Consider the following 16942-nt stretch of genomic DNA (forward strand, 5'->3'; position numbering starts at 1 on the left):
TGGCACCACGCGCGCGGCCTTTAACCCTAGCGCTGCACCTCGAATGATTTGATGAACTTGACGGTTTCAGTGTTCCATCGGGCGCGCGGAACGATCCCGATTACGCCTGTCAGCAATATAGCTTTGACCACCGTCTACCTTGATTATTTCAAACAGGCCGATCGCTTCAAACAAAGCAGGAAAGTTCTTCACTCCGTAATTCCTCGGATCGATTGGGGCTTGCCGCTTTGCCGCACTGCCTGCCGCCGACAATAAGGCCCAGCCATCTTCTCGCGCTGCCGCCTCCACGCCGCCGCGTAAGACTGTGACCAGCTTTGTGTCCTGCGAGAGGGGCTTTGTGGAAACTGCGTCGGAAACGTTGCTTTTCGCCTTAACGGTAGCTTTGGCGTCAGCTGTCACCTTTGGCTTGGATATTCGCGCCGCATCCGCGCCATTTACAGGAGCGGATGCGTCATCAAGCCCGTCGAGGTATAGAAAAGTGGTGCACGCATTCACGAAGGGGTCAGGCGTCTTACGCTCACCAAAGCCGTAGACGTCATGTCCATTTGCCTTGAGCTGCATAACCAGCGGCGTGAAATCAGCGTCACTCGAGGCAATGCAAAAGGCATCGAGCTTCTGCGTGTACAACAGTTCCATCGCATCGATGACCAAGGCTATATCGGTGGCATTCTTGCCTGCGGAGTAGCTGAACTGCTGGATCGGCCGGATGGCAAATTCGTGAAGCTTGCCTTTCCAACCCTTCAGCTCGGCGCTTGCCCAGTCGCCATATGCACGCCGGATGTTGGCGGTGCCATATTTTGACAGCTCGGCAACGATCGACCCAATCTTGCCATGTGAGACGTTGTCAGCGTCAATCAGCAGGGCGATACGCCGGTCAGGGACAGGGGTTGCGGGCTGGTAGGCATCCATCTTCTTCTTTACCTTGGGTGCGCATTTCGCAAAAAAGCAGGATAGTCGTTCCGCTAAATCGCGGACAGCAGTTTCACTAAGTCTCGGACGGCAGGATGGCCGAGCTCCCGTCTCTCGGCCAGCCGATTCCTATCTGAAGCCGCCTCCAGCGCCCCTAACCCGTCGGCCAAGGCTCTGTCGATCGTGGCCTGCATTCCGCACGCTCCTCCGAGCGTGCCAACGCTGACCAAGATGAAAAGCTCCTTAGGAGCGCTGGTAGTTTCACATAGCCATCGTAAGCTCGGCATATAACGTTCACCCCGTTTTGATCATATAACGTTCACCCCGTTTTGATTGTGACGTAAGTCCGAAACCCCAGTATCCGCGATCGATACGGGATCTCCCGCAGACGTCGACAGGCTCCTCGATGGCAATGAGTGAGATGTCCGTTGTTTACTTGCGCTCCCACGATGCAAGCATGTAATTCAATTATGGGTCTTGGGAATGGGCGGCGGGATGGGCATCACTTGGATCTATGAGGACAGCCAAGAGGCTATTTACTCAAACACTGAAGAGGTTCCGCCTCCGGGCGGTCGGGCACCTGTCCATTTCATCTGCCCGTTCTGCGATGCCTCTTTTTCAGATTTTCCCGCTATGCAGCGACACGCATCGAGTGAACACCGATTGCAGCGGCCAGCCCTCCTGTTGAACGGATATGAGGTCGGCGTCGATCGCAAGATTGTATCGCAGGGGGCGTTCGCCGTCACCAACTGCACGAATGCGTTCGTTGCAATCGACGGCGCTGCCGAGAAGCCGATACTGACGAGCGAACTACCCGCCGTCCTGAACTTGGCAGTGGATTCTCTTATCAGGGTCCGGATCGAGAATCGGTCCGACAAAAAAATGGCACCTGCCGTGTCGGCCTATCGTCTGGAATTTCGTATCGCCGATCAGAGTTCTCTTTCTAGTGTTGAAGAGGCTTTTCGCCAGCACATTGTTCAGTCCACGCTTACACCAGATACGATTCGGATATTCCTTGAGGATCCACGCTGCTCCGGTGTCGCGAGCGAATATGCCGCAGGCCTCTATGCGTATGTCCATGCCCTTCTCTTGAAGGAGCGACTGAACAACAGCGGTCTATTCTCCGGGTACGCAATGCATTCGGAACGCTTCGGCGAGGCACTTCAAAAACTTGAGCAAGTGGACCGCAAACTCGCATCGATGATCTGCCTGATCGTGCGGCTAATGCGCAACGATATCTCGGGTGACGGTGATGACTCTCCAGGAAATATTGGAATTGCGTACTCCATGTTGCGTGGGCCAACGGAAACGGCATCAATGAAGCGTCTCCAAGGCTTGGCGCAGAATGGACGTCTGTGTCCGGTCGACCACGGCACGAGTCGGGTGATTGCTCTGGCCTGCCGACTGGCGACCGCTGAGCGCTGGAGCGATCTGTTGGAGGACGAATGTCGGTCATCTGCGGCTAGCGATATTCTCCCCATCGATGATCGGCGAAAGGTGTTCGCGTACTGGGCCGTGACCGCATTGCGACTTGGTAATCGGGAAGCTGCACGTTATCCACTTCAGCAAATTGCAAACATCTATCCCTTCGATGAGTGGGCCGCAGATGCACTCGCAGAACATGGGCAGGAAATTGAATGAGTCGAGATCAAATCGGCCCCAGCCGTCAAGGTGGCCGGGATCCTAAGACCCCCCTCCCGGCGCGTGAAACTGAGTTGTCGACTGAAAGGACTGCCACCTTTCGCCAAGAGGTGGGCCGGCCCACCAACAGCGACCCAAATGATCCCGCAGGGGCAAACCAATCCGTTCTTGAGGAACCGAGCAGTGGGAGACGTCATTCTGCTGCCGACGACGCGAAACCTGCAGACGAGCATGCCGAAAAGGATGCGGACGAGACGACGGTCGAGCCGAGATTGCAAGGGTATTTTGGGCCGGACGCCGTTCAGGTTGCGGCGTTCGCCAAAGCGCTGAAGAAGGCGAAAATTCGCAGGTTCGATCCGGGCGATATCACGGCCGCAGAGGCGGCGATCGCCGAGAACGACAAAGAAGGCTCGCGGCTCTGGCAGCTTGTCGCCCATGCGTCGAGTTGGGGCCCGGTTTCCGCATGGGGCTGGCCGTTCATCCGGAATCGGATCAACACGCTAGTCGGTGCGCAGGTTGACCTGAGTCACGAGTCCCCCGCACGGATTTTGGACAATGTCATCACCGCGATTTCCGATGCGCTTGCTGGGGAAAATCGACAACAAGCGAAGCGCGCCGAGAATGATCTCCGACTAGCAATTGCTTGGCTCCTTGAGCGCCGAAACGCGGATGTGACGGGTGTTGCCGCGCAGGTCCACCGCCTCTTCGTCGGAACCGAAGGCGACGTGGCTGGGCGCGTCCGCAGAGCGGTGTCTACTGGTAGCAAGGCTGAACTTCAGGCAACTATTGCTGCCCTCCACCTCGTTAACGACCAGGTACGCACGGCAAAGCGCGAACGCGACGTTGAGCGGCGTGAACGGTTTGACCTAAAAGGCGCTTTGGACGGGCTACGTGAGAAGGCGGCTCGCGACACAGAGTTGATCCGTCGCTTGGAGGGTGAAAAGGCCGAACTGGAGCGACAGCTCGAAGAAGAACGAACGAGGGCGGAAAGCGACAGGCGGCACCATGCCCACTCGTCCTCCCAAAGACAGGCGGACGTCAACACTTCTCTGCAGCGGGTGAAGGGTCTCGTTGTGGAGGCTGGCGAGGCCGTCCAGATCGCTATGAAACGAGCCGACGAAGGAAGCCTGCGAGGACTTCAGGCCGCGGAGAGGCGGATCACTTCCGCCATTGACGCAATAACGGGGATCGGCAAATGAGCGGACAGATTTTCGGGATCGATTTCGGAACAACAAACAGTTTGGTGACGCTCATTGACGAGCAGGGCCGTCCGATACCATTGGTCGAAATAGAGACCAACAGGCCGCATCCGTCGGTACTCTGGTATCGCGGCAGCGAAATCGTCGTCGGACGCCAAGCTCGCCGCTACCTCGATATCACCTCTGCAGGCGCTCCTCCGGGTTTCGTCAGGTCACCAAAAATGGCGCTGCGCCAAGATAGTGCGATACACGTTGACGGCCTCATCATCGATCCGTCCGACGCGATAGCTGAGGTCTTGAAGCATCTCGTCTCAGACGCCACCAAGGCACGTGGCGGCCGCGCTGGAGAGATTGTATCGAAAGCTGTGATGACGGTGCCGGTCAATTTCGGCGGACCACAGCGCAGGGCCTTGCGCATGGCGGCAGCGAAGGCTGGAATTGGTGTCGTGCAGTTCGTCCATGAGCCGGTAGCTGCACTCTACGCCCACCTGCGATCGCAAGCGAACGTGGATCGCGAGATAGCACGCTACGAAGATCGCACGATGCTGGTCTTCGATTGGGGCGGCGGAACCCTCGATCTCACGCTTTGTAGGATTCGAGGCGGCATGATTCAGCAAATCGATAGTCTCGGCGACAACGAAGTCGGCGGCGATCGTTTCGACGAGAGGCTGCGCAATCTTGTCCGCGAGAAGCATGGGAAGTCATGTAAGTTACCCGACGTAGTTGCGCTGGAACGCCCCGGCATGGCAGCTCGGCTTCTGAATCAATGCGAGAACGCCAAGATCGATCTCTCTGATCCAGACAAGGACCGCACAGACTTCATCATAGACGGCTATTTGGAGGCAGATGGCCCATCTTCAGATCTCCTGGAAGACATCACCCGCGAACAACTGGATTCCATATCACGGGATCTTGTGCTGCAGGGTCTCGGACGTATCGACGAAATTCTCGACAGGTCTGGCCTACAGACAAGAGACGTTGAGTTCTGCCTCGCCACGGGTGGAATGGTAAACATGCCAGCGATCCGCAACGCCCTTGCGGAGAAATTCCCGGGGCGGTACCGGGCGCCTGCAAACGGCGACAGGATAATCTCCGAGGGGGCCGCGTGGATCGCCGCGGACGGTCTGCGGCTCTGCCTCTCCAAACCAATCGAGATACTCAGTGCGGATAGCACGGGGCGTGGAACGTATCAGACTCTCGTCGCCGAGGGGACTGCGCTACCGATCGAAAACGCGACTCACGCGGTGACGAATTCCCGACTCTATTGCTTGGATCCCAGAGAGGGGGTCGCTAGCATTGAATTCGCAAAGCCGCAGTATCCCGGGACGCCACGTCCCTCGGACAAGAGGACGACACTGCAAACCCTTATGGTTCTGGTCGATCCGACGGCGCGTCCTCTTATCGAACGTATCATCTGCGACCTTACCATCGACCATGACTACGTCGCCAAGGCGAGCCTTCGATCAACGGCCAGAGGCGATGTTCGTGAGGTTGAGTTTCACGATCTCGATTTCGCACTTGCTCTTCCTCGCAAGGAAAGCGATCCGGCGAAGCAAGCTGACAAGCCCAATCCAGAGACGCCGACACGGCCAGCTTCTGGCCCCACCCTGATCGCGGCGGGTTCGGTCAACGTTGTTCAGCGCACAAACATCGTGTTTTCACCCGGCGCCGATGATCGTATCGATGACTTCTGGAGGCTTGTACCGGGCGATATCATTGGCCAGTATCAGACGGGCTACTTTGATGTCCGCAGCACACAGGCCACGGCAAGGCAGCATCAGGAACGCGATTTCTATCAGCCGTGCGCTTCATGCGGACGATTGTTGACGGAGATCAAAGCAGTTGGCCCTATCGAGTCCTGTCGCGGGAGGCGGTGCGGAATATCGCTACCGGCAGAACCGCGGGCTGAGCTCCTCACGCGCAACATCCTCCGAAATCTCCCTCCGCCAATTCACCTCTCCGAATAGGGCACATCGTTGGAGAGACAGCCGGCTCGAGCGTCAATCTTGCAGTGCCTTACGAAGTGCATCCGGCGCATTTGCGTAGAACAACACTTGGATTCTCGTGGCGACTGTCAAGGGCGGTCGGAATCCAGGCCACTGCGGCGTAGTAAAAGCAGGCATCGAGAGCTTGGCCCCGGCCTGGTCGCGGCCCCCAATGGGTGATCCGATTGAATGTTAGTGCATGCTCGGTGTCGGCGCTACGGTTGGCGTAGCCGGCGAAGGAGGCCTGGGATGGGGAGCCGGCGCCGCTGGAGCGAGTGGACGATAGCCGAGGGCTGAGTGCGGCCTCACCGTGTTGTAGTGTTGCCGCCAGCGATGACGACCTTGGCTCCGATCTGCATGGCGCGTCTCCTTGTCTTCCCTATGGACAGGAATAATGATGCCGGGCGACAGATTTGGTTACGGGGGAACCGACCATGGCCTATGACAAGGCTGCGGATTTGCTTGAGCTTGCGCTGGAGATCGCGGCGCGCCGGCTCGGAATGCCCTACGCGGACATCGACCGACGCTCGAATGCCCCAACGGACTCAGCCAGGCGCCGCAACACGCAGCGGATGGTCAAGGCTCTCGAAGGCGTCTTTGGCGCCCGCCTCTCGACGAACTACAATGACCAGGGCGAAAAATGCGTCTTCCTCGAAGGCGACAAACTGCGTGCACTCCTGCAGTTGAAGCCGGAAGAGATGACCGCGCTCGACCGCGCCATCGAGACGCTGAGGACATCAAACGCCGTTCTCGAAGCCGAAAACCTCAAGGAATTGCGTACCAAAATTCGTCTGCTCGCGCCTATGTCCAGGCGACGAAGCCTCGAGATCGACTATGAGGCACTTTTGAGCGCCAGCCATGTCGTAGCCCGTCCCGGCCCGAGCCCAAGAATCGAACCGACAACAATGCGACCGTTGACCGAGGCCCTGTTGGCGATGAAACAAGTCTCGTTCGACTACAAGGGATCGAACGGTGTTCATTCCCGAACAGTCCATCCCTACGGTGTCATATTCGGGTACCGTGCCTACCTCGTCGCACTGCTCCATGGGGCCTCTGGCGACCGGCCTTCCACTTGGCGCATCGACCGCATGGCCAATGTCCGCGTCCTGGAGCAGCCGTCAAACGTTCCACCCGAATTCCATATCGCTGCGCACGCCAAACGGTCATTCGGTGCTTTTCAGAGCGAGACGGAATATGGCGAAGTCGAGTGGCGCTTCAACTCAAAGGTGGCTGAGAGTGTCCTGAGCTTCCGGTTCCATCCCGATCAACAAATGATCCCAGAGACAGATGGCTCAGTCACCGTCCGCTTTTCGGCTAGCGGCCACCTCGAAATGGCGTGGGCACTATATCCCTGGGGCAGCCACGTAGAAGTGGTGAAGCCCGAGGCGCTCAGGCGCATGGTTGAAGGCTTTCAACGGAACGATTTTCCGGGAGTGCCTTAGGATACGTTGAACTTCACAGTTCTTCCACATAGCGCGCAATACGTGGACGGAAGGCATTCACGAATGCGTTGGCATTCTCGGTAAACCACTCGATCGCCTCTGCGCGTTGAGCGGGATCGATGAGATCGCTCATTTCACGCCTCAATTCAATGACGTGTTTCTCGCCATCCGATTTCCACACGACCCCGGCAGGCAATTCTTCCCCAATAACAACACGCTCCTGATCAAGACGGCGGTAGAAGGTGTCTCCGGGCTCGCCTCTGTTGAACGTCAGGAAGATACCCATTCCGCCGGAACTTGGGGCGAAGTAGAGCGTAATCCAGGCTCTTGGCGATGGCATTCTCAAACTCGTATTCGGCGCGCGGGCCACAGTGATCGGCGGTTGGCTGGCGTCATCGAAATGCATGGTTTCGGCCAGTTCGCTCCAGAACTGGACATATTTGAGTTGCTGGCCAGTTGGCTCCCTCGATTCTAGCGTTCCCCGAGCCGCTATTTCGGCGGCATCATGATCATCGACCACCGTCGCGCTTCCGCCCTCGATCCGGAGAACTTGACGTCTGATCGTCACAGTCTTTGCAAGAACTCTCGGCAGAACGAGGCGGCCGCCGCTTGCGGTACCAAAGATCGCAAGTTCCAAAAGGCCGAAAGTCAGGTCGAGTGTTGTATTGCGATCAAGGAATTCAGCGATGCCGGAGAGTTCTTCGCGGATACCGTCACCGCAAATCAGCAGCAGAAACCTTCCGTCACGAAGACTACGGGATACGTTGTCGACAAACTCCGCCTCCAAAATGTGTGGGTGTTTTCCAGAGACCAGCGAGAAGAGTACGTTTCCTGTCGCCTTGGTGCGCTTCGCCACCTCGCGCTCAAGATCGTCGTAACTCCATTTCGAAAGCTCGGCCGCATAGTCGATAATCTGCCCGACCACTTTGCGGCGCTGCTCAGGATTTCGCCAGAGCTTGGCCTCGACGACCACCAATCTGCCTTCTTCGGTGACGTAGAGCACGTCAAGCGGCCCAACCCGTGTTGAGAGCTGGGTGCAAACGGGCACCGGATTGGCATAGGCCGCGTCGATTTCGCGGATCGGCAGCATCGCAGGATTGCGAAACAGAAGGTCTTCGAGATAGGCCTCGTCATACGCAATCCCTTCGACGTTCGAGACAAGAGGAATGCGCGTGAGCGCTTCGATTGCTCCATTCGAAGCGATAAAAACAGGCGCAACATGCTGGTTGGACATTTGGGCTCCCTGTTGTGGGTCGGTGCGGAAATCAAAATTCACTGAAGGTCACCACACCTCTCGTCATCCAGTGGATGCCGACGAGGCTAACTCTCTTTTCCGGCCATGCCCGACTGACAGCCTCGACATAGGCAGAAAGCTGCGGCCAATAGACAGAGAAGCGCCCTTCAAGATCGTCCACGGGGTCGCTCTTGTGATCGATGATTGCGAGGCCGTTATCGCCTTCGGCCAGACAGTCGACAATGGCGCTCATAGAGGAACCATTTTCGTCCAGCCCGACAAGTGGGACTTCATGTGAAATTCTCGCATGTCCCCTTTCCTCCAGCCAGGACTTCAGGGCGGATGCCTGATGCTCGACGCGCTCGACCGTCTCCACATCGAGCCCGGTATGGCCAGGCAGCCGGCGTTTCATCTCCGGGCGCTCCATCATGACGCGCAGAGCCTGGTGAAGTGCGGTGCCGCGATCGGTATTGGCGCCGAACAGATGATCCGGCACGTCAAAGGACGTTCCAACCCCCACGCGCGCAATGGCCGTCGGAAGCGGCAGGGAGGCATGAGCAAGGCCTGACGGCTGGATGAGCCATGGAGCACCTGCTTCCCGCGGCGCCTGAGGAAGGATGGCCATCCTGCCGAAACCGTATCGTCGCTGGATTGCCGGAATCTCAGCCGCCTCATCAAATTCGGGTGGCATATCGTCCGGGCAGTGTCTGATCCGAGCCGGAAAACCCTCGCTATCCAGCATCAATCTCCCTTCGCCGAGCGAGAGACCGCACGCCGACATCAATACCTGCGCATAGGTACGGCATCCCTTCTCTTCGTCGATGCCCTTTTTCAGGTGAAAGGCAGGCCATTCAATGATCAGCTTGTCTCGGGCACGGGTCAGCGCGACATAGAGAAGACGTCGAGCAGTGGCATTCGCATTGGGCATCAATTCATCCAGGAATCGATCCCGCACCTCCTCGGCAGCGAACGTCGGGCAAAACCGGACACTCGCCCGGCCAAGAACAGCGTCCAGATCCTCGAAACTCTCGAAAACCGTGGAGAGCGTACCTGGCCGCGGGCTGAAATCGTGGTCGAGACCGGCAACGACCACAACCGGCCATTCGCGCCCCTTGCATGCGTGCCAGGTGACGATCTCGATGCCGTCTGCTGCGCCGGAACTCGGGTCTGGGCGACGGTCGAAATCGCGTTCGCCGAGGCGCGCTTGCAGCCAGCCGAGAAAGACCTTGGCGTCGCTGCCATAGAACCCTGCAGCCGCCTTCATGTCGCGATGCGTCTCGATGAACCCTTGCGCCTCCGCTTCCAGCCGCAGCAGGTCGGCACGCGCCTGTCGCGGGTCCTGTTGTTGCTCAGCCCAGTCCCGCAACCCGGCGGCGTCAATGACAGCGTTCAGGAGCGTCGGCAGGGGGAGAAGCTTAGCGCATGGCGACAGCGCGTTCAGCCATGCAAAGGTGGGCCCTTCGAGCAACGTCCCATCGGCTAGCCTTTGCAGCGCGTCTTGAAGCGGAATTCGGACCGGGCCCAGTGTAGCGAAGCAAAGAGCTGAATGGCGATCCGAAAGGTCACTGGCGAGCGCGAGTGCGTCCCTTGCCGCCCGAACCAGTGCGCTCGAATACCAGCCGCCCCCATTGACACGTACCGGCAAGCCGAGCGCCCGCAGCGCTGCGGCATATCGCGTCGACAGCGAATGTGTCGGGCACAAGACAGCAACGTCGCGCGGCTCAAGGCGCCTCTTTCTCTGCGTACGGCGATCGACCACCCACTGCTTGCTATCCTTAAGCACGTTGAACAGCCGTGCTGCGACATGATGCTCCGGCCGAGCGGCGGGAGAGCGGCTCGCACGACCCTTTTCAATGTCGAGAACCTCAAGGGCGCTTTCCACACCGGACGGTCGCTGGGGCGAAAGGGTAAGATACTCGACGGGGAAAAGACGGGATCCGATTGCGTTCACAAAGGCCATTATCCGCGCGTCCGACCGCCAATTCCTGTTGAGCGGCTGAACCTTGTCGGCATTGGCCGCAACAAGGCTTTCGGTCAGGCGCGAGTCCGCGCCCTGAAAGCCCATGATGGCCTGCTTGATGTCTCCGACGAGCAGCGTGCGCGCCGCCGCTCGGCCTAGACGCCAAAGGAGTGCAAACTGGATGGGGTTGGTGTCCTGGAACTCGTCCACGATCACGCAGTCGATTTCCGCTAGGAGGGACGCAAGCACGCCATTGTCCTGCCGCAGCAGGCACTCGGCATTCGTGACCATGTCCGCATAGTCGATGACGCCAAGCTCGCGCTTGCGCTCGGCATATCCGGCCAGGATTTCCTGAGCGCCTTCGACAAGTGCTGCGACCTGCTCGCAGGCGTCCGCCAGAGGTCCGGGATGGACAGACAGCATATCGGCAGCCGCAATCACGGCCGCAGCGTATTCGTCATAGCCGTCCGGCGTGGGACACCCTCTTTTCGACTGGCGCAGCTTACGCAGCCTCGACCAGAGCCGCCAGTCGCGATCTAGAATGGACCGATCCCGCGCCCTTCGCAGTTGTCGGTGGTCGTCCTCGAACGCCGCCTTCGCGGTCTTGGCATCGGTGATGTGCCCCACCCCGGACGGGAACGCCGCAACGAGGGCCGTCACCGCGTGATTCAGCTGGTCGCCCAGTGCGCCCCCATCGCGCACGCAGGTTCCGTATGTCACCCGTATCGCTTCCTGGGCCATTCGTGCCAGTCCGGTATAGCTGGCGCGGTCTCCTAGGTTGCGCAGGAGGTTGATCGTGGAGAAGACCTGCTCCCGGAACGAGCCCTCGATCGTCGTCTCGCCGTCGAACCCGCCCTGGTAGCCGTGGCGCGGAAGATCCTCGCTGAGCAATCTCAGGCGCTCGCAACGCGCAATTTCCAGCCGCAACAGTAGGTCGCGCTCCTCGTCGGCGAGCAGTCTCGGCATCGGCGATGAACCGTTTGCCAAGGCGTGTTCGGTCAGGATACGCAACCCAAGCGCATGGATGGTGGAGACGTAGGCCCTGTCGATTGCGAGAGCCGCATCCACGAGACCCGCCTCAAGCAGGCTCGTGCGAATGCGCTGACGCAACTCGCTCGCCGCAGCGTCTGTAAAAGTAACGGCCAGAATGCGCTCCGGGCGTACCACACCCGACTTCACCCAATCAGTGAGCGTCGTCATGATCCTGTGCGTCTTGCCTGCCCCCGCCCCTGCCGGCACCAGATGGAGGTTACTCATCGGGCGTTCCCTCATTCTTTTCGGCAGGAGCGTAGGTGAAGGCATCGATCAGCGGGCTTGCGTCGAATGCGTAGAGCCCCATCTTTGCTTGGGTGCTGAAGAATTTTCGGTCACCCTCCCGGTTTAGCTTCACTTTGCCGCCTCGCAGCCGCGCCACCTCGTCGCCCAGCTTGCCCATCGCCGCATGCGAGATGTCACTGTCGATACTGGTAAAATGTCCGTTCGCCGCGATAGCCGCGCCATGAACCAGCATGCCGCTGTCGTTCATCAGGTGGTAGGCGACGCCGACGCGATTGGCGCTAGCGAGAAGCTCGCGGGTCTCGTCTATCTTCTCCTCCAAAGAAGGTGTTTTCGCCATTGTCCGGTACAGTTCAACCTGTAGATCCCAACCAGCCTGCAGTCGGCCCTGCCGGTTCCTCGTCCCGCTTTTCTTGTGGTCGACGATAATCAACTGCCCGTCCTCCAGCCGCAGCAGACAATCCGCCTTGCCATGCACTTCGATGCCGAAGATGCTGCCGCGCAGCCAGAACTCGTTGTTGATCACGGTCGCCCCGTGGGTTTCCAATGCCTCGCGCCAGCCGAGCGCGGACATGGTGATCTCCCGTACCAGCGATTGGCGCTCCAGCGCCCAGGCACTGGCTTGCATGAAGGGGGCTGTCTGGCGGATGCGCTCGGTTAGCAGCTTCGGCACACGATCCTCTATTTCTTGCTTCGCCGGCAAAGCCTCGCCTGGACGGAAGAGCCGCTCGAAAACCTCGTGGGCCAACAGGCCTTTGCGCAGCACATCGACCGTCTCCGGCGACCACACCGCCTCGGTCGCCTCCAACTCGTTAAGGAGCCAAGAGAGCGGGCTGACAATCAAAGTCTCGAGGCGGCTCGGAGACTGACGCTTGACCGTACCGTCCTCCTTGGTGCGCAATGTCATAAGGTCCCGGCCGAGCAACAGATGAGATGGAACCTCGATCGGGGACAGGGGCGGCATACTCTTCGTTTCAAGGGCGCGAGGAACGGCATTGGGCCAGGCTTCCTCGGCGATGTCGTCGAGATCGAAAATGAAATTCTCAGGCTCCCCGACGCCCTGGATGCAGCGTGTGAAAAGTGGCAGTGATGCCGCAGGTGCCAGCCTGGCGCCCATCCCATCGCGATATGGGCAAAGCAGTGTCAGGCTATGCGACGCGATGCCGATCTGGCGGCGGAAGAGGTCCATCCGTTCGGACAGCTCCCTCGCCCGCGTCGGCATGGATAGTCCGCATATGTCGCCGATCAGTTCGAGTTCGCGGTCGAGGAAAAAAGGGTTCGCTGCCACGGACCCTGGAAATGCGCCTTCGGCGAAACCAAGCACGATGAGATGAGAAATCTCCCGCCATGGGTTCGCCGTATCTAGGAAAACCGTCACACCCGACGTCGTCCGTGTGACGACTGCCGAAGCGGTCGGCGGCACCATCGCCGTCATGCGCAGCAAACGGTCCCACGGCGGCTCGGCCGTCTCCGTCGGCGCAAGGAGGACTGCACGCAACTGGCCGACAAGGTCCTGTGTACGGCGAACATACGGCTGGAGTTCCGGACGCGATGTCATCGAACGCCCTAGCACGGCGAGGGCTTCGGCGAGCGCTCGCGTGGTCGATTCGGCGTCGTACCTAATAGTCCGGTAGAGCGACGCGGACTTGCCCTCAAGCGATTTGCCCGCATGCGGGCGGTAGTCTCCGCTCATGACCGCGTTTGCCATTTCCTGCCCGACATCATCAGCCCATGGCATCAACGGCGACGCCAGCAGGGAAGCGAGCGCCATGGCCGGTGCCGGAACGCGGCGCGCAAGCAGAAAATGCTGCACTGCTTCGGCCGCCAGATCCTTCTGATCGAGGGGCGCGGGAAGGCCCGAAAGAGGCAGGCCCGCGCGACCGAAGGCTTCTCGAACATAGATCGAATAGGCGGTGTCGGACGGCAGAAGCAGGCCTATTTCGGCTGGCGACAGCAACGGACTTTGTTCGAGCATCTGCTGAACCATGCCCGCAGCAACGTCAGCTTCCATCGCGGCATCGCGAACACCATACGCGATCACGGTGCAGTCGGGTGCGCACCTGCCTTCCTTGTCGTCCAGAAGCCGTCGCTGGATTTGCCCGAGGAGGGTCGCGGCATCCGCTCTCTTCCGTCGTGTTGCCACTCCTTCGGCATGTTCCGCGCGAAGGTGATCGGGCGCCGCACCATGATGTTCGAGAAGCCGAGCGAGCAAAGCCCCCTCAGCAACACACAAGGTACGGCAATCACTGTTCAGAATCGGCAGACTTTCAATTGCGTCAGTCGCAGATGCTTCCAGAACATGGCGCATTACCCAGAGATCATCGGGGAGCTTATCTCCGCTGATCTCCCACAAAGCCAGCAAAGAGGTCAGATGACGCTTTGCGCGACTGCCTGCGGGCAGCGCCGAGAGGTCCATTTGCGGCATCCGCAACGTGCTCGTCGCCAGCATCAATTCGCGAAGGGCGCGGTCGACCGCCGCCGCGGTTTCCCCCGGTGCCACCTCAAAGCTGTTGCGCCACGGCGCATCGACCACACCCGCAAGTGCGAATTTAATGTCGAAATGTTGCTGTTGACGCGGAACGAGGTAGGCGGCGCGTAAAAGTTCGACGGTTACCGGCCGGATCGCCCCAGAAACGGGATGTACATATTGGATTTCTCCCCACTCAAACATAGCCACTCCGACAGCTCCGCGTACTGAATTCACACAGCGCTAACGCCATCGGGCGACAGATTCGGTCGCCCCCCTCGATTCAGCCGAAGTCCAGTCCCGCCCCAACTAAGACCGCAAGATGAAGCCGCCATATACCTGGGTCAATCGTCTTCGCATGAATATTCAGTGACGACATCAACAGGCGTAATGATGCCGAAAATCTCGAGGTTTTCTTCAGTGTATTTGAAGGGATGATTCAGGAGGCCGTGGACAGAAGAAGGATCGGACTTCTGCGATAACCTCGGTGCCGGCTTCTTGATACCCACGAGGGCACAAGCCCCCCAACAGAGAATGTTGGATTCCGGTTTCTTTCACTCCTTCGACCGTCATGCTGCCAACCCCGCCTTCGGGGAAACAGGCCAGCATTGCTCGACCGCAATCCCTCGCAACACTGAGATTTTCGAGGTGCCTTACCGGCTTGACTTTAGGATTATATTCCTATATATTCACCACAATAGTCTCGACAGAATGGAGGACCGAATGGCCGGACGTCAGGCAAAAGTCATCAAGGACGGGATGTTACGGAAAATTCTGTCCCACGTCCGCCATTCCGCGAATCCGAACCGGGACAGGACCATTATCCTCCTGTCGTCAAAGGCCGGATTGAGAGCTTGCGAGATTGCCGGTCTCGACTGGTCGATGGTCCTCGATGCACGAGGGATGGTCGGAATCACAATGATGGTCGAGGACCGCATTGCCAAACGAGGATCGGGACGGCGGATTCCGATCCACCCGGAATTGCGACACGTTCTCTCGACACTGAAAAAAGACGGAGATGGTCGGGGTCCGGTCATTCGGTCAAGCCGAGGCGGGGCGATGCGACCGAACAGCATCGTGAACTGGTTCGTCGAACTCTATCGCCACGTCGGGTTCGAAGGCTGTTCGTCTCATTCGGGAAGACGAACATTCATCACCGCCGCCGCCCGCAACGCCCACAAATCGGGCGGTTGTCTTCGCGACGTTCAACTCCTCGCCGGCCATCGATCTATTGCCGTCACACAAGGCTATATTGACGGAGACACAGACGCCCAACGTCGGATCGTGGCTCGGGTTTGAGAACCACTATGAACGGTTCCGACAAGTCACGGAAACGCCGCCCGTCAGGACGTGGCCGTGTCCGTCGTCAGAACATTTGGCGCAGATTGGGGCGTAGACTAGCGGAGAGCGGGCCTCGTCTGGGATTTGATGTTAGGCTGCGAGCTTGCGGTGCTGCAAGCGCCGATATTCGATGGTTTTTCGTTTGATCCTTTCGCGCTGTTTGATGATGGCCTGTGCCCTGCCGAAGTAGACATCGGCAGGCGTCACGTTGGCCAGGCTCTCGTGGTAACGCTGGTTGTTGTAGTGCTCGACGAAGGCCTCGATCTGGGCTTCGAGGTCGCCGGGCAGGAAGTAGTTCTCCAACAGGATGCGGTTCTTCAGGGTCTGGTGCCAGCGCTCGATCTTGCCTTGGGTCTGCGGGTGGCACGGCGCGCCGCGCACATGGCTCATCTTGTTGGCCTCGATGTATTCGGCCAGCTCGCCCGCGATGTAGCTGGGGCCATTGTCCGATAGCAGCCTGGGTTTGTGTAGAACGGTGGCGCTGTCGCAGCCCGAGGCGGCGAGCGCGAGGTCCAGTGTGTCGGTCACGTCCTCGGCCCGCATGTTGGTGCATAGCTTCCAGGCGATGATGTAGCGCGAGAAGTCGTCAAGCACCGTCGAGAGGTACATCCAGCCCCACCCGATGATCTTGAAGTAGGTGAAGTCGGTCTGCCACATCTCGTTCGGCCGCGTGGTCTTGGTGTGGAACTGATCGGCCGCCTTGATTACCGTATAGGCTGGGCTGGTGATCAGGTCATGGGCCTTGAGCAACCGGTAGACCGTGGCTTCCGACACGAAGTAGTGTTTCTCGTCGGTGAAGCGCACGGCCAGTTCGCGTGGGCTGAGGTCGGTCGCCTCCAACGCCATCTCGACGATCTGGTCCTGGATGTCCTCGCCAATGCGGTTCCACACCCGGTTCGGCGCCGAAGGGCGATCCTCCAGCGCTTCCGGCCCACCTTCCCGGTAGCGGTCATACCAGCGGTAGAAGGTCCGGCGGGCAATGCCGAGCTGGTCCAGCGTCCGCCTGGCCGGCAGGTGCGACTGCTCGACGATACGGATGATCTCCAGCTTCTCGGATGCGGGATACCTCATTCGTCGTCGCCCCCATCCGCGATCATGCTTTTTTTAAGCAAGCGGTTTTCCAGCGTCAGGTCCGCCACGCACTCCTTCAGCGCACGGGCTTCGCGGCGCAAGTCCTGCACGTCACCGGAGGTCGCCGCACGGGCGGTGTCCCCGGCCAGGCGGCGTTTGCCGGCTTCCATGAACTCCTTGGACCAGCTGTAGTACAGACTCTGCGCGATGCCCTCTTTGCGGCACAACTCGGCGATACTGTCGTCACCGCGAAGACCTTCAAGCACGATGCGGATCTTGTCTTCGGCCGAGAAGTGGCGGCGGGTCTGACGCCGGATGTCCTTGACCACCCGCTCTGCAGGGGGCTTGGTCGGTGATTTTGAATTGGAGGATTTGGGCTTCATCTTCGTTCCTTCGTCACTACGACGAAGCCCAAATC

General features: G+C 59.3%; 10 protein-coding genes and 1 pseudogene. 5 read left to right on the forward strand and 6 right to left on the reverse strand.

Features of this window, described 5'->3' with window-relative positions; translation table 11 throughout:
- Positions 1-66: 66 nt before the first annotated feature.
- Positions 67-909: an NYN domain-containing protein gene (locus CO731_RS23945; RefSeq protein WP_108609137.1), complete on the reverse strand. Its 843-nt coding sequence runs from the start codon at positions 907-909 to the stop codon at positions 67-69.
- Between the two features lie 495 nt (positions 910-1404).
- Here CO731_RS23945 and CO731_RS23950 point away from each other — a divergent pair, with 495 nt between their 5' ends.
- The 3 genes from CO731_RS23950 to CO731_RS23960 all read left to right on the forward strand — a co-directional run bounded on the left by CO731_RS23950 (position 1405) and on the right by CO731_RS23960 (position 5716).
- Positions 1405-2550 carry a C2H2-type zinc finger protein gene (locus CO731_RS23950; RefSeq protein WP_159091695.1) on the forward strand — a complete coding sequence of 382 codons (1146 nt, stop codon included), beginning with the start codon at positions 1405-1407 and terminating at the stop codon, positions 2548-2550.
- Positions 2551-2624: 74 nt separating this feature from the next.
- Positions 2625-3749 (forward strand): hypothetical protein, encoded by a 1125-nt coding sequence (locus CO731_RS23955; protein ID WP_159091696.1) that lies wholly within the window; start codon positions 2625-2627, stop codon positions 3747-3749.
- Positions 3746-5716, forward strand: coding sequence for an Hsp70 family protein (locus CO731_RS23960; RefSeq protein ID WP_108609140.1), 1971 nt, complete (start codon positions 3746-3748; stop codon positions 5714-5716). The genes CO731_RS23955 and CO731_RS23960 overlap by 4 nt, the downstream gene beginning before the upstream one ends.
- A gap of 210 nt (positions 5717-5926) precedes the next feature.
- On the opposite strand, the pseudogene CO731_RS29420 reads toward CO731_RS23960, so the two are convergent.
- Positions 5927-6081: pseudogene (locus tag CO731_RS29420) on the reverse strand (integrase core domain-containing protein); the annotation flags it as partial.
- Positions 6082-6168: 87 nt separating this feature from the next.
- Between CO731_RS29420 and CO731_RS23970 the strand changes: the two are divergent.
- On the forward strand, positions 6169-7176 hold the full coding sequence (locus CO731_RS23970) for a WYL domain-containing protein (RefSeq protein ID WP_108609141.1): 1008 nt from the start codon (positions 6169-6171) through the stop codon (positions 7174-7176).
- 13 nt (positions 7177-7189) lie between these two features.
- Here the strand turns inward: CO731_RS23970 and CO731_RS23975 are convergent, their stop codons facing one another.
- Genes CO731_RS23975 through CO731_RS23985 form a run of 3 tightly spaced genes read right to left on the reverse strand, consistent with a single transcriptional unit; the run spans position 7190 to position 14316 of the window.
- Positions 7190-8410, reverse strand: coding sequence for a DUF4268 domain-containing protein (locus CO731_RS23975; protein WP_108609142.1), 1221 nt, complete (start codon positions 8408-8410; stop codon positions 7190-7192).
- A gap of 31 nt (positions 8411-8441) precedes the next feature.
- The gene (locus CO731_RS23980) at positions 8442-11627 is read right to left on the reverse strand and encodes a UvrD-helicase domain-containing protein (protein WP_159091697.1); all 3186 of its coding nucleotides are present in this window, start codon (positions 11625-11627) and stop codon (positions 8442-8444) included.
- Positions 11620-14316 (reverse strand): PD-(D/E)XK nuclease family protein, encoded by a 2697-nt coding sequence (locus CO731_RS23985; protein WP_108609144.1) that lies wholly within the window; start codon positions 14314-14316, stop codon positions 11620-11622. The genes CO731_RS23980 and CO731_RS23985 overlap by 8 nt, the downstream gene beginning before the upstream one ends.
- Before the next feature lie 519 nt (positions 14317-14835).
- Here CO731_RS23985 and CO731_RS23990 point away from each other — a divergent pair.
- On the forward strand, positions 14836-15411 hold the full coding sequence (locus CO731_RS23990) for a site-specific integrase (protein WP_108610029.1): 576 nt from the start codon (positions 14836-14838) through the stop codon (positions 15409-15411).
- A gap of 132 nt (positions 15412-15543) precedes the next feature.
- Here CO731_RS23990 and CO731_RS23995 read toward each other — a convergent pair.
- A protein-coding gene (locus CO731_RS23995) for an IS3 family transposase (protein WP_108606636.1) occupies positions 15544-16907 on the reverse strand; the annotation gives its coding sequence in 2 pieces (ribosomal slippage) (positions 15544-16557 and positions 16560-16907; 1362 coding nt in all).
- Positions 16908-16942 lie beyond the last annotated feature (35 nt).

This window comes from Aminobacter sp. MSH1 (assembly GCF_003071665.1).
Taxonomy (GTDB): Bacteria; Pseudomonadota; Alphaproteobacteria; order Rhizobiales; family Rhizobiaceae; genus Aminobacter; species Aminobacter niigataensis.